This is a genomic window from Pectobacterium fontis (genome assembly GCF_000803215.1).
Taxonomy (GTDB): domain Bacteria; phylum Pseudomonadota; class Gammaproteobacteria; order Enterobacterales; family Enterobacteriaceae; genus Pectobacterium; species Pectobacterium fontis.
Window position 1 is genome coordinate 46,990 of record NZ_JSXC01000045.1, and the last position, 24,596, is coordinate 71,585.

Annotated in this window: 24 protein-coding genes; 17 read left to right on the forward strand and 7 right to left on the reverse strand. The window is 52.4% G+C overall.

All coding sequences use genetic code 11. From position 1 onward, the window contains the following. Positions 1-16: 16 nt before the first annotated feature. From qseG to glnB, 3 genes are all read left to right on the forward strand, one after another. The gene (gene qseG, locus OI69_RS16435) at positions 17-853 is read left to right on the forward strand and encodes a two-component system QseEF-associated lipoprotein QseG (protein ID WP_039352813.1); all 837 of its coding nucleotides are present in this window, start codon (positions 17-19) and stop codon (positions 851-853) included. Beyond that, on the forward strand, positions 850-2,187 hold the full coding sequence (glrR, locus tag OI69_RS16440; RefSeq protein ID WP_039352816.1) for a two-component system response regulator GlrR: 1,338 nt from the start codon (positions 850-852) through the stop codon (positions 2,185-2,187). The genes qseG and glrR overlap by 4 nt, the downstream gene beginning before the upstream one ends. Positions 2,188-2,396: 209 nt before the next feature. After that, positions 2,397-2,735, forward strand: a complete 339-nt coding sequence (gene glnB / locus OI69_RS16445) for a nitrogen regulatory protein P-II (RefSeq protein WP_015841221.1) — start codon at positions 2,397-2,399, stop codon at positions 2,733-2,735. 57 nt (positions 2,736-2,792) lie between these two features. Here glnB and pemA read toward each other — a convergent pair whose 3' ends face one another. The 3 genes from pemA to hmpA form a co-directional block, all read right to left on the reverse strand. Continuing rightward, complete coding sequence (gene pemA, locus OI69_RS16450; RefSeq protein ID WP_039352819.1) at positions 2,793-3,899, reverse strand: pectinesterase PemA; 1,107 nt, start codon at positions 3,897-3,899, stop codon at positions 2,793-2,795. Between the two features lie 92 nt (positions 3,900-3,991). Next, positions 3,992-5,650, reverse strand: a complete 1,659-nt coding sequence (paeY, locus tag OI69_RS16455) for a pectin acetylesterase PaeY (RefSeq protein ID WP_039352823.1) — start codon at positions 5,648-5,650, stop codon at positions 3,992-3,994. A gap of 495 nt (positions 5,651-6,145) precedes the next feature. Next, positions 6,146-7,336, reverse strand: coding sequence for an NO-inducible flavohemoprotein (gene hmpA, locus OI69_RS16460; protein ID WP_039352826.1), 1,191 nt, complete (start codon positions 7,334-7,336; stop codon positions 6,146-6,148). Between the two features lie 359 nt (positions 7,337-7,695). On the opposite strand from hmpA, the gene glyA reads away from it, so the two are divergent. From glyA to OI69_RS16485, 5 genes are all read left to right on the forward strand, one after another. Beyond that, the gene (glyA, locus tag OI69_RS16465) at positions 7,696-8,949 is read left to right on the forward strand and encodes a serine hydroxymethyltransferase (RefSeq protein WP_039352829.1); all 1,254 of its coding nucleotides are present in this window, start codon (positions 7,696-7,698) and stop codon (positions 8,947-8,949) included. A gap of 276 nt (positions 8,950-9,225) precedes the next feature. Next, positions 9,226-10,386 carry a 3-phenylpropionate MFS transporter gene (locus OI69_RS16470; RefSeq protein WP_039352833.1) on the forward strand — a complete coding sequence of 387 codons (1,161 nt, stop codon included), beginning with the start codon at positions 9,226-9,228 and terminating at the stop codon, positions 10,384-10,386. A 32-nt stretch (positions 10,387-10,418) separates the two neighbouring features. Beyond that, positions 10,419-11,078, forward strand: coding sequence for a DUF1007 family protein (locus OI69_RS16475; RefSeq protein ID WP_039352837.1), 660 nt, complete (start codon positions 10,419-10,421; stop codon positions 11,076-11,078). Then, positions 11,069-12,139, forward strand: coding sequence for a nickel/cobalt transporter (locus OI69_RS16480; RefSeq protein ID WP_039352840.1), 1,071 nt, complete (start codon positions 11,069-11,071; stop codon positions 12,137-12,139). The genes OI69_RS16475 and OI69_RS16480 overlap by 10 nt, the downstream gene beginning before the upstream one ends. Positions 12,140-12,257: 118 nt before the next feature. Beyond that, positions 12,258-13,385, forward strand: a complete 1,128-nt coding sequence (locus tag OI69_RS16485; protein ID WP_039352843.1) for an ABC transporter substrate-binding protein — start codon at positions 12,258-12,260, stop codon at positions 13,383-13,385. A gap of 79 nt (positions 13,386-13,464) precedes the next feature. Here OI69_RS16485 and OI69_RS16490 read toward each other — a convergent pair whose 3' ends face one another. From OI69_RS16490 to suhB, 4 genes are all read right to left on the reverse strand, one after another. Next, positions 13,465-14,265 carry an ABC transporter ATP-binding protein gene (locus OI69_RS16490; RefSeq protein ID WP_039352846.1) on the reverse strand — a complete coding sequence of 267 codons (801 nt, stop codon included), beginning with the start codon at positions 14,263-14,265 and terminating at the stop codon, positions 13,465-13,467. Beyond that, positions 14,262-15,344, reverse strand: coding sequence for a FecCD family ABC transporter permease (locus OI69_RS16495; protein WP_039352849.1), 1,083 nt, complete (start codon positions 15,342-15,344; stop codon positions 14,262-14,264). The genes OI69_RS16490 and OI69_RS16495 overlap by 4 nt, the downstream gene beginning before the upstream one ends. Before the next feature lie 6 nt (positions 15,345-15,350). Further along, positions 15,351-16,475, reverse strand: coding sequence for an ABC transporter substrate-binding protein (locus tag OI69_RS16500; protein WP_039352850.1), 1,125 nt, complete (start codon positions 16,473-16,475; stop codon positions 15,351-15,353). Between the two features lie 165 nt (positions 16,476-16,640). Beyond that, complete coding sequence (gene suhB, locus OI69_RS16505) at positions 16,641-17,444, reverse strand: inositol-1-monophosphatase (RefSeq protein ID WP_039352854.1); 804 nt, start codon at positions 17,442-17,444, stop codon at positions 16,641-16,643. Positions 17,445-17,791: 347 nt separating this feature from the next. Between suhB and trmJ the strand changes: the two genes are divergently transcribed. The 9 genes from trmJ to iscX all read left to right on the forward strand — a co-directional run bounded on the left by trmJ (position 17,792) and on the right by iscX (position 24,488). Next, the gene (trmJ, locus tag OI69_RS16510) at positions 17,792-18,517 is read left to right on the forward strand and encodes a tRNA (cytosine(32)/uridine(32)-2'-O)-methyltransferase TrmJ (RefSeq protein WP_039352857.1); all 726 of its coding nucleotides are present in this window, start codon (positions 17,792-17,794) and stop codon (positions 18,515-18,517) included. A 119-nt stretch (positions 18,518-18,636) separates the two neighbouring features. Continuing rightward, positions 18,637-19,131, forward strand: a complete 495-nt coding sequence (iscR, locus tag OI69_RS16515) for a Fe-S cluster assembly transcriptional regulator IscR (RefSeq protein ID WP_039352861.1) — start codon at positions 18,637-18,639, stop codon at positions 19,129-19,131. 253 nt (positions 19,132-19,384) lie between these two features. Then, a complete protein-coding gene (locus tag OI69_RS16520; protein ID WP_039352864.1) occupies positions 19,385-20,599 on the forward strand; it encodes an IscS subfamily cysteine desulfurase in 1,215 nt (404 codons plus the stop codon). Positions 20,600-20,623: 24 nt separating this feature from the next. Beyond that, positions 20,624-21,010, forward strand: a complete 387-nt coding sequence (gene iscU / locus OI69_RS16525) for a Fe-S cluster assembly scaffold IscU (RefSeq protein WP_039352867.1) — start codon at positions 20,624-20,626, stop codon at positions 21,008-21,010. Between the two features lie 82 nt (positions 21,011-21,092). Beyond that, positions 21,093-21,416: an iron-sulfur cluster assembly protein IscA gene (iscA, locus tag OI69_RS16530; protein WP_039352870.1), complete on the forward strand. Its 324-nt coding sequence runs from the start codon at positions 21,093-21,095 to the stop codon at positions 21,414-21,416. Positions 21,417-21,485: 69 nt separating this feature from the next. Beyond that, on the forward strand, positions 21,486-22,004 hold the full coding sequence (hscB, locus tag OI69_RS16535; RefSeq protein ID WP_039352872.1) for a co-chaperone HscB: 519 nt from the start codon (positions 21,486-21,488) through the stop codon (positions 22,002-22,004). Between the two features lie 74 nt (positions 22,005-22,078). Beyond that, positions 22,079-23,929, forward strand: a complete 1,851-nt coding sequence (gene hscA / locus OI69_RS16540; RefSeq protein WP_039352876.1) for a Fe-S protein assembly chaperone HscA — start codon at positions 22,079-22,081, stop codon at positions 23,927-23,929. Position 23,930: 1 nt separating this feature from the next. Beyond that, entirely contained in the window at positions 23,931-24,266 is a 336-nt protein-coding gene (gene fdx, locus OI69_RS16545) for an ISC system 2Fe-2S type ferredoxin (protein ID WP_039352879.1), read from the forward strand. A 21-nt stretch (positions 24,267-24,287) separates the two neighbouring features. Beyond that, a complete protein-coding gene (iscX, locus tag OI69_RS16550; RefSeq protein WP_010280073.1) occupies positions 24,288-24,488 on the forward strand; it encodes a Fe-S cluster assembly protein IscX in 201 nt (66 codons plus the stop codon). Positions 24,489-24,596: the final 108 nt, after the last annotated feature.

The window sequence follows — 24,596 nt, forward strand, 5'->3', positions numbered from 1 at the left end:
CGAGAATGAACAGATAATGAATATAGGATTTATGAACGGATGGCTTACGAATAGCATATTTTCCCGCCTTTTGACGGTGGCGATCGTATCGTCGTCACTCCTTTTAGCCGCGTGCACTAGTCATGTGAACAAGGGGTCAGCGCTGCTGGAAACAGAAGCGACACCGCCGAAAGAGCAGGTTGCCGATTTCCGTATCGCGCAATGTGAGAATCTGTGGCAGATAGACGATCGTGAATCCATGAACAATGCGCTTTATTGGCTGCGGGCGATGGACTGCGCCGGGCGCTTGACGCAATTCCAGGCTCGTGAGGAAGCGGGGCTGGTTGCGGGAGATAGCTGGGATAGCGTGTTTAAACAGGGCATTCTGTTGGATAACGCTGGCATCACTCAGGTGGAACGGCGTCAGGTGTTGGAACAGATCAATTTATATCGTCTGGAGTTCCCTGCGGCACTGCGCCCGTTGATGCAAACCTGGCGTGACAGACAAACACTCTTTCTAGCGCTGTCGGACGAACGTCTGCGCTATAAGCGTTTACAGGAATCCAGCGACAAACAGCTAGACGCTTTGAGAGTGCAGCAAAATCATCTGCAATACCAGTTAGAAACAACCACGCAGAAGCTGGAAAATCTGACGGATATTGAGCGTCAACTGTCGTCCCGTAAGCAACTGTCAGGGGATATGTCGGATAACGATGCCGATCGCCGTGGCAGTGCTGGCACCACCAAAGACGATTCGCGTAGTTCGGCAACGAAATCCAGAAATGAGTCCGTTGATGCGGATGATACCTACATGCCTCCGATGGAATCGCATACGGGCAAACCGACGACGAAGAAGGAATCAACAAGACAATGACAGCCCGAAAAACGGCGAGTTTGTTGCTCGTGGATGATGACCCAAGCCTGCTGAAGCTGTTGGGAATGCGTTTAACCAGCGAAGGATTTAGCGTGATGACGGCGGAGAGCGGCCAGGAGGCGCTGCGGCTGTTAACGCGCGACAAGTTCGATTTGGTGATCAGCGATCTGCGCATGGACGAAATGGATGGCATGGCGCTGTTTTCTGAGATCCAGCGTTATCAGCCGGGGATGCCGGTAATCATTTTAACCGCTCACGGTTCTATTCCTGATGCAGTAGCCGCCACGCAGCAGGGAGTATTCAGTTTCCTGACGAAGCCCGTTGACCGTGATGCGCTTTATAAAGCCATAGATGAAGCGCTGGCGTTGTCTGCGCCAGCAGGCGATGAGAGTTGGCGTGAAACTATCGTGACGCGCAGCCCGATTATGTTACGCCTGCTGGAACAAGCCCGAATGGTCGCGCAGTCGGACGTCAGCGTGCTGATTAATGGTCAGAGTGGAACCGGGAAAGAGGTGCTGGCTCAGGCCATTCACGCCGCCAGCCCGCGAGCGAAAAAAGCTTTTATTGCCATCAACTGCGGTGCACTGCCGGAACCCTTACTGGAGTCGGAGTTATTTGGTCATGCGAAAGGCGCTTTTACTGGTGCAGTCAGCAGTCGCGAAGGGTTGTTTCAGGCGGCGGAAGGCGGCACGCTGTTTTTAGATGAAATCGGCGATATGCCTCTGTCTTTACAGGTAAAGTTACTACGCGTTTTGCAGGAACGAAAAGTCCGTCCGTTGGGGAGCAATCGCGATCTGGACATTGATGTGCGGATTATCTCCGCCACGCACCGTGATTTGCCAAAGGCGATGGAAAAAAACGAATTCCGTGAGGATCTGTACTATCGGCTCAACGTGGTGAATATGAAGCTGCCGGCGCTGCATGAGCGCGCTGAGGATATCCCGTTGCTGGCAAACCATCTGCTGCGCGAATCCGCGAATCGTCACAAGCCTTTTGTGCGTACTTTTTCAACCGATGCAATGAAGCGCTTGATGACGGCAAGCTGGCCGGGTAACGTGCGTCAACTGGTGAATGTTATTGAACAATGTGTGGCGCTGACCAGTGCGCCGGTGATCAGCGATGCGCTGGTTGAGCAGGCGCTGGAAGGGGAAAATACCGCACTGCCGACATTCGTTGAAGCGCGCCATCAGTTTGAACTTAACTATCTGCGTAAATTATTACAGATGGCAAAAGGTAACGTGACGCAGGCTGCACGCATGGCTGGGCGTAACCGGACGGAATTTTATAAACTGTTGGGCCGTCACGAACTGGATGCCAACGACTTTAAAGATTAACGCAGGAAGTACAGGTGGCACGGCGACAGTGCGATGCGGGAGAGATTAATCCTAAATAATGTGGGCCGTGAAACAAAAGGTATTCGTTTTAACAACGTATAAGCGGCTTGAGGTATAACGGATATGGATTGTCTACCTGAGTTCTGACATGCTGTTTATTTGCTGATGCTCGGCTTTGGCCGCAACATAGATAACACAAAGGTTCCTCGATGAAGAAAATTGATGCGATTATTAAGCCGTTCAAACTGGACGATGTGCGTGAAGCGTTAGCTGAAGTGGGCATCACAGGGATGACGGTAACGGAAGTGAAAGGTTTTGGCCGCCAGAAAGGTCACACCGAGTTGTATCGTGGCGCGGAATACATGGTCGATTTTCTGCCAAAAGTAAAAATCGAAATTGTCGTGGCGGATGATATCGTCGATACCTGTGTGGAAACCATCACACAGACCGCGCAGACGGGGAAAATCGGCGACGGTAAAATCTTTGTCTTTGACGTGGCGCGCGTTGTCCGTATTCGTACCGGTGAAGAGGACGAGGAAGCGATTTAATCGTCTTCCCCCACTCGTCATGAGAGGCCAGCCTGATTAGGCTGGCTTCGTATCCCTTTACTTGCTTTTAGGTGCCGTGGGCACCCAACCTGCCAACACCTTGTCTGCGGTGTATTCCGCGGCATCCGCTTCGCTTAGCTGACGACGCTGATCGTTTTTCTCTGCCCCAGTACCGCTGGATTTATGCTCGAAAAAGCGTGAGTCCTGCGGATAGAACCAGATTTTCTCGCCTTGCTTATCTTTGCCTGACATCTTGTCCCAACCATAGATATGATCGTCCATGCTGGTGTTCAGGAAGACGGTTTGGCCGATAGCGTTAGGATCGGCATAGCGGCCATCTTCAAACGTGGTGGTTGGATGCCATGGGCGGCCCAAACCATAGCTTTTTGCAGGAACGTCTTTCTCTTTAATCACCCGGCTATTGGTAATGACTAAACCGTACTTTTGCTTAATGTTGGTGCTGGGAGCGGTGAGATAGCCAATCGGCTGATCTTTCACGTCGGTACGGTTACGCGCAACGATGTCGCAATTGTCAAATAATGCAGTGCCGTCGCCAAAGATGAAGTCAACGGTGCCGCTTATTCGACATTGTGAGAAGAAGCTGCGTCCACCCTTCACATATAAGGTGTCCTGATACCCGACCAGGCTGACATCATGGAACCACGCTCGATCGCTATTTTCGGCAACCAGTAGCGCAACGGCTTGCGAGTCTTTTAGTTTAGTCGGATCGTCACTGGCTTTGGCCTGGTTAGTCGGGTAATCGAAATCATTGCGGATAGTCAGCGAGCGGGCGCTGAAATCCGGGGCATCGACCTTCACTGTGTTACTGCCATAGGTTCCCCATTTGCTGCCATCGGGTTTGAGCATTCCGGCTGCGGTGGTGGCGGTGATGACGGTGCCCTCTCGGCTTTCGCCCTGTAGATGGATGTTAGGGCGCGTAATCGTCAGACGCTCGTGGTATACGCCATTTTTCACATAAATAACAAATGGAGAGCTATCTGCTGGCGCGCTGGCAATCGCTTCAGTAATGGTTTTGTAGGCTTTCGCATCCCCGGCATTGCTGGAAACCAGCGCATTGTAGTCAGCGGCTTGTGCTGACGACCAGGGGGAAGAAATTAACATGGCTAAGGTTAACGTCTTGTAGAGGTGTGGGGCGTTTATCATGTCCAGCGTCCTTTAATCGGTAAGGTAAGGGGATATAACGCGCGGCAGTGACGCCGCGCGTGGTTCTGTCTTATCGTTTTTTTGATGGATAACTACTTGTGCTTGCCCGCTGTTTTTGCGGCCAGTGATGCTAATGCAGGCTCTTGCCGAATGGCATCAGCAACAATTTCTGCCACGGCGATAGCGCCTTTTTTCTGAAAGTGGGTGGTATCCGGTTTGCTCAGGCTACCCGCCTGATCGCGGTAAAAAGGGTACTGCTTAGGGTCGACCGCCAGCCAATACTGTTTCCAGTGATCGCTGTTGCCCTGATTCGCCAGCGCGATAGTGGCAGGCTCCACGTCCAGTAACATCACCTTGTTATCCGCTGCGGTATCCTTGATGGTCTGGCTGTAATCGCCGATGAAAGCGTAGCCGTTATCGGCATTTTGTTTGGTAAAATGGCTGTGTACGGCAGGTGTGCCTTCTTTGCCGTCAGCCGTTTTCACTCGGGTCGTTGGGGTAAGCAGTACCGGTGTGAGTTTATGCTGGCGGGCGAAGGTGATGTAGCGTTCCAGCGACGTCTGGAATGACATATCGGCTTTCCCCTGTGGAGCCTGTTTTTCCCCTGCGGCATTATTCGGATAAGTACAGAGGTTAGCGACATCCGCCGCGCCGCGCACCGCTTTCGCGCCGTTGCAGTTTTGATCGTTGTGTCCCATCTGGATAAACAGGAAATCACCTTCTTTCATCAGGGGTTGCATCTGACGGAACCAGCCTTCATAAAAATAATCGCGCGAGCTGCGGCCTGAACGCGCGCCATTGACGACTTTTACGCCGCTGTTTTTACTGAACTGTTGTTCAAAAACCTGTCCCCATCCCATGCGGGGGAAACGACCTTTTTCATAGGTTGCCGCTGTCGAATCACCGACGATAAAGATGCGGGTTTGCGCTTTTTGGATCGCGTCGAGGTTTTGGCGGGCAGACCGATAATCTAACGGTTCATAGTTGCCTTTATCGTTCAGGCCAACAATCGGGCGAAATGCGCTGTCAGTCAGTACCGTATGGCCGGAGTAACCCGTATTATTGTGATAATTGCGGTTATGATTAATCACGCTGACGATTTTGGTGACGGCATCTTGCTGAGCCGCAGGGTAGGTCAGGGGGTCGAAACGCGTGGGGGCGCTGATACCGACCTGTTTTAAGGCATCATTAAAGCCCGTGTGGAAATCGACATAGGCTTGTTTCCATGCTGCGGCATCCAGTTTCGGCGATGCCGTGTCGTCCGTTAGCTGCTGTGGGCCGATGTAACCTGCGGCTACCGCGATATCCGAAGTAATACGATCGGTTAGCGGGTTGATATTGGCGGTATTTTCTTTACCGTCATGTAATGACGGAGCGACAGCCGACAGGCATATTGCACGGGAAATATTATTCAGCAGGCAGTTATTGCCGCCAGACTCAATCGCTAAAAGCCGTAACGGTGGCGTGAGGCCAGAAATATCCAGGTGATATTTCCCTTGTTCATCGGTTTGCGTCTGACGCTTCTGGCCCTGCTGGTCTCTGATGATGATCGTGGCAGGCAAATGAATGTCCCGTGCGGTGATGCTTCCCGATAAGCCCGTTTTTTCACCCAGTGTGGAACCCGACAGTAATTTAACGCTGTCCGGCGTAGTGGTTTGCTGTGCTGCATCTGGAGTTTTAGCGTGTACCAGTGTGAAAGGCGCGGAAAGTATCAGGGCTAAAGCTACACTTTCTGAAAAACGTTTTGCCATGGTCAGACATATCCCTTGTTGGTTAATCGAAAACGGTTAATGACCCCATGCGTTATCAAAGGGCGGTTCTATTTTTTATCGTTCTTGTCACGGCCTTTAACGAAAACATCGGGGTTTTTATTATGCTCCCGAGCCGATTCAAGGGCGATGCCTAAACACTAATGCCGATCGTTTAAGCATCGAGATACCGGGGGCTACCACGGTGCGAGGTATCCCTGCGGGAACCTCATCACCGCGTTTCCCCCTAAATCCATACTTAAGTGAACAGCGTTAATGCCTAAACATAGGGTTTTTGGTGAAATAACCATTCATTAAAAATGAAATATTATTTTAATATGATTCGTTTTTTTGTGACCCACCTCTTTTTTAGCGGAGCATTCGGGTGTCGGCACATAAAATTGTGATCAATAGGGTATTTCTGGGCAGGGGCTGTTTTGATAAACGAAAAAAAGGCCGCCAGAGCGACCTTTGGGTTTGATCCGTTATCAATGAGGGTTAGACAACTTTATGGGGACCAAAACATTCGTAATGTAGCTGTTCAGCCGGGATGCCCATCGCCAGCAATTGCTGGGCGATAAACTGCATGAAAACTACTGGGCCGCAGAGGTAGTAGTGCATATCGGGTGTAGCTAATTCGTCTTTTAGCGGGGCCAATTGCATCAGCCCGCTGTGATGATAATCTTCCCCGAGATGATCGGCCTGTTGCGGTGTGCGATACCAAATATGCTGCTGGAACTGTGGCAGTGACTGGCCCGCTTGTTCTATTTCCTCCGCGAATGCATGCGCGGTGCCGTTTTCTGTCGCATGCAACCATAGCACCTTCGCCTGATGACCCTGCTGTTTTAGCGTATGCAACATGCCTAGCATCGGGGTTTGCCCCACGCCGCCGGAAATCAGAGCAACCGGTGTGGCGGTTGGGATATCAAGGAAGAAATCGCCGTGTGGGGCCGCCAGATGAATGATATCGCCTTCGCGCGCGGTATCATGCAGATAGCTGGAAACGGTGCCTTGTGCTTCGCGTTTAACTGCAATTCGATAGGACTTTCCATTCGGTGCATGAGTCAGAGAGTATTGGCGAATCTCCTGATTGGCAAAGCTGTCATGCGTGATGTAAACCGCCAGATATTGGCCCGCCTGAAAGTCAGCAATAGGTTGGCCATCGGTGGGTTCCAGCGTGAAGCTGGTAATCACGGCGCTTTGTGGCTGCTTGTTGACAATACGGAAAGGTCGGACACCGTTCCAACCACCGTTTTTCGCCTCGGTGCTGCGGTAGATATCGCCTTCGCGTTGGATGAAGACATTCGCCAGCACGCCATAGGCTTTACCCCAGGCATCCAGTACGTCCTGACCGGGGCTAAACAGTTCATCCAGCGTGGCCAATAAGTGTTTACCCACGATCTGATACTGATCGGCCTGAATATTGAAGCTGGCATGCTTTTGGGCGATACGCTCAACCGCAGGCAGCAGCGCGGCCAGATTTTCGATATTCGTCGCATAAGCACAAATCGCATTGAATAGCGCTTCCCGCTGATCGCCATTGCGCTGGTTACTCATGTTAAAAATATCTTTGAGTTCAGGGTTATGCGTAAACATGCGATCGTAGAAATGTGCAGTCAGTTTCGGGCCGGTTTCCGCCAGCAGAGGAATGGTCGATTTAACGATGGCGATAGTTTGGTTGTCCAGCATGGTGGCTCCTTATTATTGGTATGTTTTATAAGATGTATTTTACATGCATCTTATTGGGTTTATCCTCCGCTGTAAATTACCTTTTTGGTGGTAGGGGCTTTGATGATGAAACAAAGGGAACAACATGAAGAAATAGCCGATTGAGAATGAAGAAAAATCCGTTTACCACCACAGGCTTCATATTTGCTGAAGCCTTGTGCCGCCTGTAGCTAATCGTTTGCGTAAAAACCTCTGTCAAGACCTATCTTCATTAGGGAAAAACGGTTTACACTATACGCCATTCCCCTAAAGGGTAGCCCAATTCCCAAGTGGGCCATTAATTCCCAGTATATTTATGTTAGCTGAGTCAGGAGATGCGGATGTTAAAGCGTGAAATGAACATTGCCGATTATGATGCCGACCTGTGGCAAGCAATGGAGCAAGAAGTGGTGCGTCAGGAAGAGCACATTGAACTGATTGCGTCAGAAAACTACACCAGCCCACGCGTTATGCAGGCTCAAGGATCTCAGCTAACAAACAAGTATGCTGAAGGTTATCCGGGCAAACGTTACTACGGCGGCTGCGAGTATGTTGACATCGTTGAGCAACTGGCGATTGACCGTGCGAAGGCGCTGTTTGGTGCCGATTATGCCAACGTGCAGCCACACTCTGGTTCTCAGGCGAACTTTGCCGTTTACACCGCGCTGCTGCAACCGGGCGACACCATTCTGGGTATGAACCTGGCGCACGGTGGTCACCTGACCCACGGTTCACCAGTTAACCTGTCTGGTAAACTGTATAACGTCATTCCTTACGGTATCGACGAAAGCGGTAAAATCGACTACGACGAAATGGCAGAACTGGCGCGCACCCACAAGCCAAAAATGATCGTCGGCGGTTTCTCTGCCTATTCTGGCGTGGTTGATTGGGCAAAAATGCGTGAAATCGCTGACAGCATCGGTGCCTACCTGTTTGTCGATATGGCGCACGTTGCCGGTCTGATTGCCGCCGACGTTTACCCTAACCCGGTGCCTCACGCTCACATCGTGACGACGACGACGCACAAAACGCTGGCTGGCCCACGCGGTGGTCTGATTCTGGCGAAAGGCGGTGACGAAGATCTGTACAAAAAGCTGAACTCTGCGGTTTTCCCTGGTGGTCAGGGTGGCCCGTTGATGCACGTTATCGCGGGTAAAGCGGTGGCGCTGAAAGAAGCGATGGAGCCTGAATTCAAGGTCTACCAGCAGCAGGTCGCGAAAAACGCCAAAGCGATGGTTGACGTCTTCCTGTCGCGTGGCTTCAACGTCGTTTCCGGTGGAACCAGCAACCACCTGTTCCTGCTGGATCTGGTGAGCAAAAACCTGACCGGTAAAGACGCGGATGCGGCGCTGGGTCGCGCGAACATCACTGTGAACAAAAACAGTGTGCCTAACGATCCGAAAAGCCCGTTCGTGACGTCGGGTATCCGTATCGGTACGCCTGCGGCTACTCGTCGCGGCTTTAAAGAAGCGGAAGTGCGTGAACTGGCTGGTTGGATCTGTGATGTGTTGGACAACATCAACGACGACGCGACGATTGAGCGCGTGAAACAAAAAGTCCTGGATATCTGCGCTCGCTTCCCTGTCTACGCATAATTCAGCATTTTTCTGACATTCCTGTCGGAGCACTTACCAAACGCCAGCCTGTGTGCTGGCGTTTTTTATGGCGATAAAAATGTCTTTATGTCGCTTGCTCAAGCCGATACGCCTGTTCAGGTGTCATGGCGAATAACGCGTTGCGCTGCTGGGGACACTCTGACACAGTAACCAGCAAAAAACGTTGGCGCATTTTCAGCGTAAAATTATAGACGTAGCATTTACGACGGTTCGTCGATGGTGGACGGAAACATTCGCCATCGAAAGGGAGACATCATGGTTTTACAATCGACGCGCTGGCTGGCGCTGAGCTATTTCACCTACTTTTTTTGCTATGGAGTTTTCCTACCATTTTGGGGCGGGTGGCTGAAAGGCGAGGGGTTGTCTGCCGAGTCGATCGGTATACTGTTGGGGGCAGGGCTGGTGGCCCGTTTCGTTGGCAGCCTGGTCATTACGCCAAGCGTCAAAGATCCGTCCAAATTGATTACGGTATTACGCGGGCTGGCGTTGCTATCACTGGTGCTGGTCGTGGGCTTCTGGCTGGGCAACGCCTGGCTGTGGCTGATGATAGTGATGATTGGGTTTAATCTGTTTTTTGCCCCGCTGGTGCCGCTGACCGATGCGTTAGCCGCGACCTGGCAGCGGCAGGTGGTGATGGACTATGGCAAGGTGCGGGTCTGGGGATCGATCGCTTTTGTTATCGCCTCAGCGGCGACGGGGGAACTGGTCGCTATTTGGGGGCACCCGGCGATTCTGGCGATCCTCAGTGTAGGGCTGGCTACCATGCTATTAGGTATGCTGCTTCGCCCCAGCGTGATGCCGCAAGCGGCAGTTTCGACAGCGCAGTCGGCCAGCGTCACACCGTGGAACGCGTTGCTGACTGAGCCTGCGGTATGGCGTTTTCTGCTTTGTGTATCCCTGTTGCAGGGCGCGCACGCCGCTTACTATGGCTTCAGCGTCATTTATTGGCAGGATTCGGGTTATTCCGCCTCGATTATCGGCTATCTCTGGTCATTAGGCGTGGTTGCGGAGATTGTCATTTTTACCTTCAGCCAGCAGTTGTTTCGACGCTGGAGTGCCAGACAGCTTCTGTTGCTTTCCGCCGTATGTGGCGTGGTGCGCTGGGGGTTAATGGGGTCGACGGTGGCGCTGCCGTGGTTGATAGTGATACAGCTATTGCATTGTGGTACGTTCACCGTGTGTCATCTGGCGGCGATGCGTTTTATCGCGGCGCGTTCTGGTGGTGACATTCTGCGATTACAGGCGGTGTATTCCGCGCTGGCGATGGGCGGAAGTATCGCGGTGATGACGATGATATCGGGTTTCTTGTTTGAACATTTGCAGGGCGGTACATTCTGGGTGATGGCGCTGCTGGCGGTGCCGGCATGCTTTATCCGGCCTTCTGTCAGTTACCGTCGCGCAGTTAAAAAAGCGTAAATCTGTCAAGATAACGTCGTGTGGTAAAAATAATGTTACATTATAACGCTTTGAAACGGTGGGGCGGGCGGATAACGTTGCTGGTAATCGGTCTGGCATTGGGCCAGCCCGTTTTCGCGCATCCACACAGTTTTATTGATATGCAGACAACGGTTGAAAGCCAGAACGACAACATTACCGGTTTACGGATGCAGTGGACGATGGATCCCATCACGTCTGCCGACTTGTTGTATGACGCTGGGAAAGCGAAGAAGGACTCTGAAGTCTGGAAAAAACTGGCGGCGGAAGTCATGGCGAATGTGTTAGGGCAACACTATTTTACCGATATTTATCGTGATGGTCAGCCCGTGAAATATGCGCCGATGCCAACGGAATATCACCTTTCTCGCAAAGGCAACCAGGCGGTACTGGAATTTGTGCTGCCGCTGGCGCACCCGCAGCCGTTGGCCGGAAAACCGTTGCTGATTTCTACCTACGATCCGACCTATTTTGTTGATATGTCCTACCAGAATGACAAGGCCGTTATGCTCGCAACTGCGCTGGCTTCACGTTGTAAAACCTCGCTTGTCACGCCGGAACCTAATGCGGAATTGCAATCCTATGCGCTGTCGCTGGATAAGAACGATGCGCCGGATGAAGACATGGAACTTGGGAAACAGTTTGCACAACGGGTGACGTTGCAATGTCAGTAAACGTCGGTTCACTGCCGCGTCAACGTTCGTTGTTGAGCCGATTGCGCGATTTGTGGCCGCTGTGGCTGTTTTTGGCGCTGCTGGCTACGGCGCTGCATTACATCGTGGGATACTGGCCGCAAATCGTGCTGCAAAGCGCGATCTGGCAGAAATCACTGCATCAGCAGATGTCGCATCTATTGCAGATGGTCGAGCAACAACCGCATCAGGCGGGGCTGAGTCTGATGATGTTCAGTCTGGTCTATGGCGTGCTCCATGCTGTCGGGCCGGGACATGGTAAAGTCGTCATCATGACCTATCTGGCGACACACCCGTCAAAGCTGAAAAGTAGTCTGAAATTGACACTTGCCGCGTCGTTGGTTCAGGGGGGGATGGCGGTAGCGCTGGTCACTGTGGTGTTAGGGATCTTGCAGTTGTCTAGCCGAACGCTGCATAACAGCAGCTTTTGGATGGAAAAAGGGAGTTTCGTGCTGGTGGCGGGACTGGGGGCGTTGCTCTGTTTCCGCGCGTTGAAACAACTCTATATTGTCATGCGACAACCTAAACCGGCGACAATTTTGCGTGTCACGCCTTTGCACATGCCCACGGATAGACGTGTGATGCTGCGTCCTAACCCAGCGCCATCCCACGCGTTTCATCAGCACGATGCCGATTGTGGCTGTGGCCATCGTCACCTCCCTACCAATGAGGAACTAGAGCGCGATAGCCGTTGGCGCACACGCCTGATGATTGTGCTGGCGATGGGGATGCGTCCATGCTCCGGCGCTATTCTGGTGCTGCTTTTCTCTAAAGTGATCGGCGTCTATCTGTGGGGCGTCGCCTCTGCGCTGGTCATGGCCGCAGGAACGGCGATCACCATTTCGGCACTGGCCGTGCTGGTCTTTTACTGTCGTCGCATCGTTGAGCGTTTAGGTGCAAATCGCGCATCATCTGTGTGGCAGCGTGCGACATTTTCCCTTCTGGCGCTGGCTGGCGGGCTGATTCTGGTCGGATCCGGCATCCTGCTTTACCTCAGTGCGCAGCCCGCGATGATGGGCGGCATCCGGCCATTCTCCGGCTGATTTCACTTTTTATTAACTTTACGTTAAAAACTCGTTGCCTCTGATAATCACGGCAGGATATTATTCCATTAATGATAACTATTATCATTTATAACCGTGATCGCAGAAGGAAATAATAATGAAGAAATGGCTGTTTTCAGTCGTTATGCTTTTGGGGCTAAGTGCGAGCGTTGCCGTTAGCGCAAACCCGATTGTTATTGAAGACGTTAGTGGCAGGAAGGTGGAAATTAAATCCGAGGTGAAGCGGATCATTTTGGGCGAAGGTCGACAGATTTATCTGCTGGCTGCTTTTGACACCGAAGCACCGTTCCAACGTGTGGTTGGCTGGCGTGACGATCTGCCGAAAGCGGATTACGACGGCTATCTGGCATATGAAAAGCAATACCCGGAAATCAAAAAGCTGCCGACCTTTGGTGGCGCGAAAGATGGCACCTTTAACGTTGAGCAGGCATTGACGTTGAAACCGGATTTGGTGCTGATGAATCTGGAATCAAAGGCCGCGACGGATGAAGGCAAGTTGATTGAAAAACTCAGTTCACTGGGTATTCCGGTGGTGTTTATCGATTTCCGTGAGAAGCCGTTTGAGAACGCAGAGAAAAGCATTCACATCATGGGGCAACTGGTCGGCAAACCGCAGCGTGCGGAAGCGTTGATTAAGTTCCGTCGTGAACAGATTGAGATCGTTACCGATCGCTTAAAGAACTATCAAGGCCCACGTCCGAAAGTGATGATCGACCGTGCGGGCGGCTATGATGAAGAGTGCTGCATGTCATTCGGTGATGAGAACTTTGGCCGCATGGTTGAGGTTGCAGGCGGTGACAACATTGCCAAGAACATTATCCCCGGCACGTTTGGTACGCTGAACCCTGAGCAGATTATCAGCTCTCGCCCTGATGTGGTGGTGGTGACTGGGGCGAACTGGAAAAACTACAACACGGCGAATGGCTGGGTTGGCGTTGGGCCAGGAGCCGATCAGCAAGAAGCGCTGCAACGCCTGCAAAAACTGATGGAGCGTTCAGCATTCAAAACGCTGCCAGTTGCAACCAATGGCAACGCTCATGCGATCTGGCATCAGTTCTATGACAGTCCGTATCAGTTTGTAGCGATTCAGGTATTAGCAAAATGGTTGCACCCGGAACTGTTTAAGGATATCGATCCTGACGCGACATTCCGTACCTTCCACGAGAAGTTCCTGCCGCTGCCGTATCAGCCGGGTTATTGGGTTACGCTACCAGCGAAGAAATAACGCAGCCGGATAGAGTTAATCAAACAATAAAAAAGCACTGAGCCTTCATCGGCCAGTGCTTTTTTGTTGCCGTGAGGGATCAGATCGTGGGTTCGCTGACCAGTCCGTCGATAATCACCTGCGGTACGCCCTGCGAGCAGCGTTCGATGCGCCCGCGTACGCCATAGACGGCTGACAGGCTTTCCGGGCTAATGACTTCAGCAGGTGCGCCATCGGCAATCAGGTTACCGTTTTGCAGCATCAGTACATGGTCGCCGTGACGTAGCGCAATATTGATATCATGCACCACCACGACGGTGATGATGTTGCGCTTGCGCGTTTCCTTACGAACCAGATCCATTACATGGAACTGATAGTTCAGATCCAGCGCGCTGAGCGGTTCATCCAGCAGGAGCAGAGAGGGCTGACGGATCAGTGATTGCGCCAGACCAACCAACTGCTTTTGTCCACCCGAGAGCTGATCGAGATAGCTCAATGCCAGATGTTCAATGCCCAACTGACGCAGGAGATTCATGACTTCATCCTGCTTTTCGGCATTGTGCATGCCGCCGGATGCACGCTGGGCGACGATAATCGATTCCAGTACGTGCAGGTGAACGCCTGCGGGCAGGGATTGCGGCAAATAAACGACTTTTTCCGCCCGCTGCGCGAAGGGTAATGCCATCAGGTTGTTATCATCCAGCCACAGTTCGCCTTCGGAGGCGTTGAGTCCTGCCATGGCGCGCAGTAGCGTTGATTTACCGCTGCCGTTGGGGCCGAGCAGTATGGTGATTTTTCCGCGTGGCAATTGTGGTACGGACAGATCGCGAATCACCTGACGCTTGGGGTAACCCGCGCAAAAGTGGGAAAGGCGTAATCCAGAAGCGGTTGGCTGGCTCATACGTTTCCTCTATGGCGTAGGATGATGCTCAGGAAGAAGGGCACGCCAACCAGTGACGTAACGATACCGACGGGGATAATGACGCCGGGAATAAGGTTTTTCGAGGCAACAGACGCCATCGACAGCACTAGCGCGCCCGTTAACGCACTGGCAGGCAGATAGAAACGGTGATCTTCACCGAAAATCATACGGGCGATGTGCGGTGCCACCAAACCGATAAAACCAATTGGGCCAACGAATGCGACTGAAATAGCAGATAAGATACTGATACGCAGCAGCGTTTCCAGACGCAGACGACGGACGTTGATACCAAAACTGACGGCGCGATCCTCCCCCAGACGCAGTGCAGTCAGTTTCCATGAGCTCATCAGTGAAATAGGCATAATGATGACAAGCACCAGCAACAGGATACCCAATTTTTCCCATGAGGCACGCGCCAGGCTGCCCATGGTCCAGAACACCAGACCTTGCAGAGTGTCTTCGTTGGCGATGAACTGGAGCATGGAAACCAGCGCATTGAAGGTAAACACCAGCGCAATACCGAATAACACGACACCGGACGTCGCGACCTGCGTCCAGCGTGTAATGCCATCCAGCAGCAAGGCTGCCAATAGAGCAAAGATAAAAGCGTTAGCTGAGATGAACCACTGAGCCGGAATACCGGGGATACCGATGCCAAGGACAATCGCGAGCGCGGCACCGAATGCGGCGGCGGAGGACACGCCGAGCGTAAACGGGCTGGCAAGCGGGTTGTTCAGGATGGTCTGCATTTCTGCGCCAGCCAGCCCGAGAGCCAGCCCGACAATGATAGCCATCAACGCGTAAGGCAGACGAATATCCCAGACGATCACGCGCGTACCGGCATCGGCGCTGGCCGGATCGGTCAGCGTTTGCCAAAGCACATCAAGCGTCAGGCCTGAAGGCCCCATCGTAAAATCCAGCAACAACGAGCCGATGATGATCAACAGCAGTATCGCCATAACACCTACGCGGCGCCGAATGATGCCACGATAGTTGTCCATAACGGTGTTGGTATCTGCGGTGGTATTGCGGATACCCGGTTCAGTGGTTGTACTCATAAAAAATTACTCACCTTGTTTCCAGGCAAAGATAAAGTCACTGTTAGGCAGTGAGGTAAAATTTTGAATGATATGACGATACGTGTCATCAGGGTTCAGGCTGCTGAACTGTTGGGGATAAATAGCCTTCGCCAGATATTCCATACCGACAATATTGTAGGGGTGGTTGTAAAACTGGTGGTAAATACCGACAACCCGTTTTTCTTTCACTGCGGGAATTTGGTTCACTCCCTGACGTGACATCAGTACCTCTGCGCTGGCGGCGATATCCGCTTTGTTAGCGTTATACCCCAGTGGCAGCGTTTTGCTTGACGGCGAATTACGCTTTGCGCCTGTCATGATGTAAATATCCGGCTTCATGCTGATCAGTTTTTCCAGCGAAACGTCGCCAGTCGCGCCTGGCAATAACGCAGAGGCGATATTGTTGGCTCCAATCGCTTCAACCATGCCACCCCAGCCGTTGTGCGCGTGACTAAAACAGCAGCTATCGGAACGCCCGGCCCAGGCTTCGACAAACACGTTGGCTTTTTTAGGAAGTGCCGCAGTTTTCTGCTGAATGGCCGCCAGATGTTGGCGATAAAAATCGCTATAGGCTTTGGCGTTGTCTTCTTTGTTCAACGCTTTACCAAGTAAATCAACGCTAGCGGCTGTATTTTTCGCTGGATTGACTTCGGAATCAATAAATACGACCGGGATATTCAACGCACTGAGCTTATCGAGTACACCGCTTTCGGTCAGAGAGGGTTTGGCGCGTAGCTGAGCCACCATCAGATCGGGATGCTTGGCTAATACGCTTTCTAGCTCAATTTCGCCTTTATCGCCGAACCCCATATCCAAAATATTATCCGCTTCCGGCCATTGGGTCTTCAGCATGTTCCAGGTCGCAGTATCAGATTTTTTAGGAATGTTATTCCAGGCCACCATCCTTTTAAACGGGTTATCACGATCCAGCAGTGCCAGCGTCATGATATCGCGCCCGTCTTGTATAACGATGCGTTTGGGTTCCTGTTCGATTTTGACTTGACGACCATCAATGTCAGTGAGGGTGACAGGATACTCAGTAGCATAAGTATTGAATGATGCAGTGAGCGTTATCGCGATAGCAAATGGTGCAAGTGTTTTTTTCAACATTATCACTTCCTGATGCGTTTATCTTAAAGAAGAATGATTCTAATAATTATTATCAGATGTGGGTAGTGTCGATGGCCCAAATGAAAGGATATAAGGGATGTGAGTAAGTAAAAAAACACGCCAGCTTGGCGCTGGCGTGGTATTTAATTTTTGTTAAAAACTGTATCAGCGTTTCAGTGCGTCGCTCAGTTCTTCACGGATGGTGCTCAGCATGGCTTTCACTACGCGTGGGTTGCCTGCGACCAGATTGCCGGATGCCATGTAATTATGGCCACCAACGAAGTCCGTCACGATCCCGCCTGCTTCACGTACCAGGAGTTCGCCACCAGCAAAATCCCACGGTTTCAGGCCGATCTCAAAAAAGCCGTCAACGCGACCTGCGGCAACATAGGCCAGATCCAGTGCGGCAGAGCCTGTACGACGGAAATCCGCACAGTGGACGAACAGCGCGCCGATAGCATTGATATAACTTTTGCTGTGTTGTTTTAATTTGAAGGGAAAACCTGTCGCCAGAACTGTGCCTTCCAGATCGCGGGCCGTGCTGCTGCGTAGACGATAGCCGTTCAACTGTGCGCCTTGACCGCGTGTGGCGGTAAATAGCTCATTACGCATAGGATCGTAAACGACGGCCACTTCGGTACGGCCTTTAATGCGTACCGCGATAGACACAGCGAAGTGAGGTAAACGTTTGATGAAGTTGGTGGTGCCATCCAGAGGATCGATAACCCATTGTACCGCCGGATCTTCGCCAACCATCTCGCCACACTCTTCACCAATAATGGTGTGCTGTGGGTAAGACTTACGGATGACTTCAACGATCAGACGTTCCGCATCCCGATCGACGTTGGTCACAAAGTCGTTGCTGCCTTTCTGGCTGGCTTCGACGGCGTCTGGCGTTTCATAGTTTTTGGCAATTAGATTACCGGCTTTACGCGCAGCGCGTATAGCGATGTTGAGCATCGGATGCATGGTATCGGTCCACTGGAATGTTAAAGAACGGAAAGCGGCGCAGAGTATAGCAGCAGAAAAGTAAAATATCTATAACACGTCATTCTTCAAGCTGTATGTGTGTTGGCTACACTACTCGGCACACTGGCGTGTGCCTCGCCCCGTTAGGGCCGCTGCAAGCAGCGTTCAAACCTGCCTCTGGCAGATTTGTCACTCACCTGAATCACTTACTGGAGTAAGCTCATCGGGATTCCTTCATTTGCCGCCTTCCTGCAACTCGAATTATTTAGTGTGTAAGTTTGTGTTAAGGTATGGCGTTTTCTTTTTCGCACGACTTCTTCTTCCTTTTATCGCACAACAGAGTTCATATGTTAGACAATATTCGCATTGTTCTGGTCGAAACGTCGCACACTGGCAATATGGGGTCAGTGGCCAGAGCGATGAAAACCATGGGGTTAAGCAAACTTTATTTGGTCAATCCATTGGTTAAGCCTGATTCGCAGGCCATTGCGTTGGCGGCTGGCGCCAGCGATGTTATCGGCAATGCCACCATTGTTGAGTCGTTCGATCAGGCGCTCGAAGGGTGCGGTCTGGTGGTTGGCACCAGCGCGCGTTCCCGAACCTTGCCCTGGCCGATGCTGGAACCGCGTGAGTGCGGTGTTCGCAGTGCGCAGGAGGCAGAGCACGCGCCAGTAGCGCTGGTGTTTGGGCGTGAACGTGTCGGGTTGACGAATGATGAGCTTCAGAAGTGTCATTATCATGTAGCGATTCCCGCCAACCCGGAATACAGCTCGCTCAATCTGGCGATGGCGGTGCAGATCATCGCTTATGAAGTGCGTATCGCGCATTTGGATCGATTACAGGCCGGACAGCCGCAGCATGAAGCATCGCCGTATCCGCTGGTCGACGATCTGGAGCGCTTTTATCAGCATCTTGAACAGACGTTGTTGCAAACCGGATTTATCCGACCCGCACATCAAGGGCAGGTGATGAATAAACTGCGCCGCCTGTTTACCCGCGCCAGACCGGAAAATCAGGAGCTTAACATCCTGCGTGGGATACTGAGTTCGGTACAGAAAACACACGACGAATAATACTTGAGTATTTTGCTCGGTTAAATAGTTGACTAAAATACTCGGGAATGTCAGACTCGCGATATGTTCTGCCAATACATGTTTTCATAATACATGTTTTATCTACAGGTATCACTATCATGAGACTGACATCCAAAGGCCGTTACGCCGTTACCGCCATGCTCGATGTGGCTCTGCACTCCCAGGAAGGGCCAGTTCCGTTAGCGGATATTTCTGAACGTCAGGGTATTTCGTTGTCTTATCTGGAGCAGCTCTTTTCGCGCCTGCGTAAGAATGGACTGGTTGCCAGCGTTCGCGGCCCAGGCGGCGGTTACCTGCTGGGTAAAAATGCCAATGAAATCGCTGTCGGCATGGTCATTTCGGCCGTCGATGAATCCGTTGATGCAACGCGTTGCCAGGGTCGTGAAGGCTGTCAAGGTGGCGATCGCTGCCTGACGCACACGCTGTGGCGCGATCTGAGCGATCGTATTACCGACTTCCTGAATAACATCACGCTGGATGAGCTGGTGAATAATAAGGAAGTGCTGGACGTTGCCGATCGTCAGGATGCGGATACGCGTCGCATTGCCAACGGGCGTATCCAGGAAACGATCAACATCAATCTGCGTGCCTGATTGTTCTCCAACGTGACGAGTTGCTTTTACTCGTCACGCTTTGCCTTTCTGATAGCCGCATAATCCTGACCACATTACTCAATGTGGCGTTGGCGTTACTCCGACTATCACTGTGTTGTGCCGACGATAAATTGTTCCGACTATAACATCGTCAGATTTTTTGCATTGGCCCGAGAGGTTGCGGGTATAAACAGCCTGTCAATAAAACAAAACGCATTGTACGTTTTGAAGTGATGTACGGAGTTTATGAGCAATGAAGTTACCTATCTATCTCGACTACTCAGCTACCACGCCGGTTGACCTGCGCGTCGCTGAGAAAATGATGCAGTGTTTGACGTTGGACGGTACGTTCGGCAACCCGGCTTCCCGTTCCCACCGTTTTGGCTGGCAGGCGGAAGAGGCGGTAGATATCGCCCGTAACCAGATTGCCGAACTGGTTGGTGCTGACCCGCGTGAGATCGTCTTCACGTCAGGCGCGACCGAAGCTGACAACCTCGCGATTAAAGGTGCTGCCAACTTCTATCAGAAGAAGGGCAAGCACATCATCACCAGCAAAACCGAACACAAAGCCGTACTGGATACCTGTCGCCAACTCGAACGCGAAGGTTTTGAGGTGACCTATCTGGCACCGCAGCGTAACGGTATTATCGATCTGACTGAACTCGAAGCGGCAATGCGTGAGGACACCATTCTGGTTTCCATCATGCACGTCAATAACGAAATCGGCGTTGTGCAGGATATCGAAACCATCGGCGACATGTGCCGCAGTCGCGGTATCGTGTTTCATGTCGATGCCACACAGAGCGTAGGCAAACTGCCTATCGATCTCAACCAGTTAAAAGTGGATCTGATGTCTTTCTCCGGCCATAAAATCTATGGGCCGAAAGGGATCGGAGCACTGTATGTTCGTCGTAAACCCCGTATTCGTCTCGAAGCGCAGATGCACGGCGGCGGCCATGAGCGCGGTATGCGTTCTGGCACCTTACCGGTACACCAAATTGTCGGTATGGGCGAAGCCTACCGCATCGCGAAAGAAGAGATGAGCGCAGAAATGGCGCGCCTGCGTGCGCTGCGCGATCGTCTGTGGAACGGTATTAATGATATTGAAGAAGTCTATCTGAATGGTGACATTGAGCAGGGTGTGCCTAACATCCTGAACGTCAGCTTCAACTATGTTGAAGGTGAATCGCTGATTATGGCGCTCAAGGATCTGGCGGTGTCGTCCGGTTCTGCCTGTACGTCGGCCAGTCTGGAACCCTCCTACGTGCTACGCGCGCTGGGTATGAATGATGAGTTGGCACATAGTTCGATCCGTTTCTCGCTGGGGCGTTTTACCACCGAAGAAGAGATCGACTACACCATCGAGCTGGTGCGTAAATCCATCGGTCGTCTGCGCGATCTTTCTCCGCTGTGGGAAATGTTCAAGCAGGGCGTGGATATCAGCAGCATCGAGTGGGCGCACCATTAATTCACCAGATCGGGGACGACTATCATGGCTTACAGCGAAAAAGTAATTGATCACTATGAAAATCCACGCAACGTGGGTTCGTTTGACAACACCGATCCTTCTATCGGCAGCGGCATGGTCGGCGCGCCAGCGTGCGGCGATGTGATGAAGTTGCAGATAAAAGTCAACAATGAGGGTATCATCGAAGATGCCCGCTTCAAGACATACGGTTGTGGTTCTGCCATTGCCTCCAGCTCGCTGGTCACCGAGTGGGTAAAAGGCAAATCGCTGAATGAAGCTGAAGCGATTAAGAACACGCAGATTGCCGAAGAGCTTGAATTGCCACCAGTGAAGATTCACTGCTCCATTCTGGCGGAAGACGCGATTAAGGCCGCGATTGCGGATTACAAAAGTAAACGCGACGCGCAGTAATCTCTGCGGTTGAACTTGTCAGGGGCACCGTTTTTTCCCGGTGCCTGATCCTGACGAGGTGGCGAACGATCGAGGTAACAGTATGTCGATTTCTCTGAGTGACAGTGCGGCACAACGCGTGAACGCTTTTATCACAAACCGGGGTAGAGGCCTTGGGCTGCGTCTTGGCGTACGGACATCCGGCTGTTCCGGTATGGCGTATGTACTAGAATTTGTTGATGATTTGAACGATGGCGATACGGTCTTTGAAGACAAAGGCGTCAAAGTCATCGTGGACGGCAAAAGCCTGGTCTATCTGGACGGAACGGAGTTGGATTTCGTCAAAGAAGGGCTTAACGAAGGCTTTAAGTTCAATAATCCCAATATTTCCGGCGAATGTGGTTGCGGCGAAAGTTTCAACGTCTGACCCCTCTCAGGTCGTAGCGCACTCTCCGTGAAAGGTTAGTGCGGCTACCCAGAACCCCAGAGCACCACTATGGATTACTTTACGTTATTCGGGCTGCCGATTCGCTATGATGTGGATGGTGGCCTGCTTGCGTCCCGTTTTCAGGAATTGCAGCGGCAGTTCCACCCCGATCGCTATGCTGCCAGCCCGGAGCGCGAACGCATGCTGGCGGTACAGCAGGCCGCGACGATTAATAACGCCTATCAGGCGCTAAAACATCCTCTGAAACGTGCGGAATATATGCTGTCGCTACACGGTTTTGATATCAGCAACGAACAGCATACGATGCAGGACACGGCATTCCTGATGGAACAGCTTGAACTGCGCGAAGAACTGGACGCGATCTCGCCGCGATTGGATGCGGATGAGGCGCTGACGGCATTTGCTGAGCGGTTGCAGGTGATGGTCGCTAAACGCTGTTCGCAGATGCGTATTGAACTCGATAATGAGACGTGGACAGACGCCGCAGATACGGTGCGCAAGCTGCGCTTTTTAGACAAACTCCAGCAACAGGTTGAAGAACGCGAAGAACAATTGCTGGACAGATAACCCGTTGATCCGGCGAGAAACCTGATGGCGATTGCCATACCGGTGTTCCGCCAGCCAATTGATGGAAGCTCAATATGGCCTTATTACAAATTAGTGAGCCTGGCCTTAGCGCCGCACCGCACCAGCGTCGTCTGGCTGTCGGTATTGATTTAGGCACCACACACTCTCTCATTGCCACCGTACGCAGCGGCGCAGCCCAGACGCTGACAGATAGCGACGGGCGTGATCTGCTGCCATCGGTTGTCCACTACCACCGCGCGGGGCACAGCGTTGGCTGGCACGCGCGCGACAATGCTGTTCACGATCCAGAAAATACCGTCAGTTCAGTCAAACGCCTGATGGGGCGCTCCCTTGCCGATATTCAGCAGCGCTATTCTCATCTACCGTATCGTTTTCAGGCCAGCGATAACGGTCTGCCGCTGATTCAGACACCCGCAGGCAACCTTAATCCTGTACAGGTGTCGGCGGATATTTTATCTGCGCTCGCCGCGCGGGCGGAAGCGGTGTTAGGCGACGTGCCGGATGGCGTAGTGATTACTGTTCCCGCCTATTTCGATGACGCACAGCGTCAGGGCACCAAAGATGCGGCACGCTTGGCCGGGCTGCACGTATTACGTCTGCTCAATGAACCGACGGCGGCGGCGATTGCCTACGGGCTGGATTCCGGTAAAGAGGGCGTGATCGCCATTTACGATCTGGGCGGTGGCACCTTTGATATTTCTGTTTTGCGCCTGAGTCGTGGCGTCTTTGAGGTGCTGGCGACAGGCGGTGATTCCGCGCTGGGCGGGGATGATTTCGATCACCTGCTGGCGGAGTGGTTGCGTGAGCAAGCGGGGATTCTCGATCGTGGCGATCGTCAATTGGATCATGCGCTGCGCGACGCGGCGGTGAAAGCCAAGATTGCACTAAGTACTACTGATGTCGTGCGCGTAGATGTTGCTGGTTGGCAGGGTGATATTACCCGCGAACAGTTCGATACGCTGATTGCTTCGCTGGTGAAACGCACGTTGTTGTCCTGCCGTCGTACGCTGAAAGACGCCGGACTGACGGCAGAAGACGTGCTGGAAGTGGTGATGGTCGGCGGGTCGACGCGCATTCCTTTGGTGCGTGAGCAGGTAGGAACGTTTTTTGGCCGTACGCCGTTGACTTCAATCGATCCCGACAAAGTGGTGGCGATCGGTGCCGCGATCCAGGCGGATATTCTCGTGGGCAACAAGCCGGACAGTGACATGCTGCTGCTGGACGTGATCCCTTTGTCGCTCGGGCTGGAGACGATGGGCGGATTGGTGGAGAAAATCATTCCGCGCAATACCACAATCCCGGTCGCCCGCGCACAAGAATTCACGACCTTCAAAGACGCCCAAAGCGGCATGATGGTTCACGTCGTGCAGGGCGAGCGCGAATTGGTGGCGGATTGCCGTTCGCTTGCCCGTTTCTCGCTGCGAGGCTTACCGCCGTTGCCCGCTGGTGGGGCACACATTCGCGTGACTTTTCAGGTGGATGCGGATGGCCTGCTGAGCGTGACAGCATTGGAGAAATCGACCAACGTTGAGGCATCCATTCAGGTGAAACCGTCCTACGGTTTAAGTGATACGGAAATTGCCACGATGATCACCGATTCGATGCTGAACGCGAAGGAGGATGTCGGGGCGCGTCGCCTGGCAGAGCAAAAAGTAGAAGCGGCACGCGTGTTGGAGAGTTTACACAGCGCGCTGGTGGCCGATGCCAATTTATTGAGCAATGACGAAAAAGGCCTCATTGTCGCGGCATCCGAACACTTGCATACGATGATGCAGGGAAGCGATCCCGCGGCGATTGAAGCCGCGATTAAAACCGTCGATCAACAAACCCAGGAATTTGCTGCCCGCCGTATGGATGCCTCTATCCGTCGCGCGCTGGCAGGCCATTCTGTGGATGAGGTGTAACATGCCTAAGATAGTTTTTTTACCGCATCAGGATTTGTGTCCTGAAGGGGCGGTGTTGGAAGCGGAACGCGGTGAAAGCATTCTGGAAGTTGCCCTGCGTAACGGTATTGACGTTGAACATGCCTGTGAGAAGTCCTGCGCCTGTACCACCTGCCATTGCATTGTCCGTGAAGGCTTTGATTCACTGGTGGAAAGCACAGAAGAAGAAGACGACATGCTGGATAAAGCCTGGGGGCTGGAGCCGGAAAGCCGTCTGGGCTGTCAGGCGCGTGTCGCCAGTGACGATCTGGTCGTCGAGATCCCGCGCTATACGATCAACCACGCGCGTGAGCATTGATCTGAATAGAGAGAAACCGTTATGGGATTAAAATGGACAGACAGTCGGGCTATCGGTGAAGCGCTGTACGATCAGTTTCCCGATCTCGATCCTAAAACCGTGCGCTTTACGGACATGCATCAGTGGATCTGCGAATTGGATGAATTTGACGATCGCCCGGACGCTTCCAACGAAAAAATTCTGGAAGCGATCTTGCTGGTCTGGTTAGATGAAGCGGAATAAGGCTGTCTTTGGTGGTAATGCTGTTCACTAAGCATGGATTTAGGGGGAAACGCGGTGATGAGGTTCCCGCAGGGATACCTCGCACCGTGGTCGCCCCCGGTATCTCGA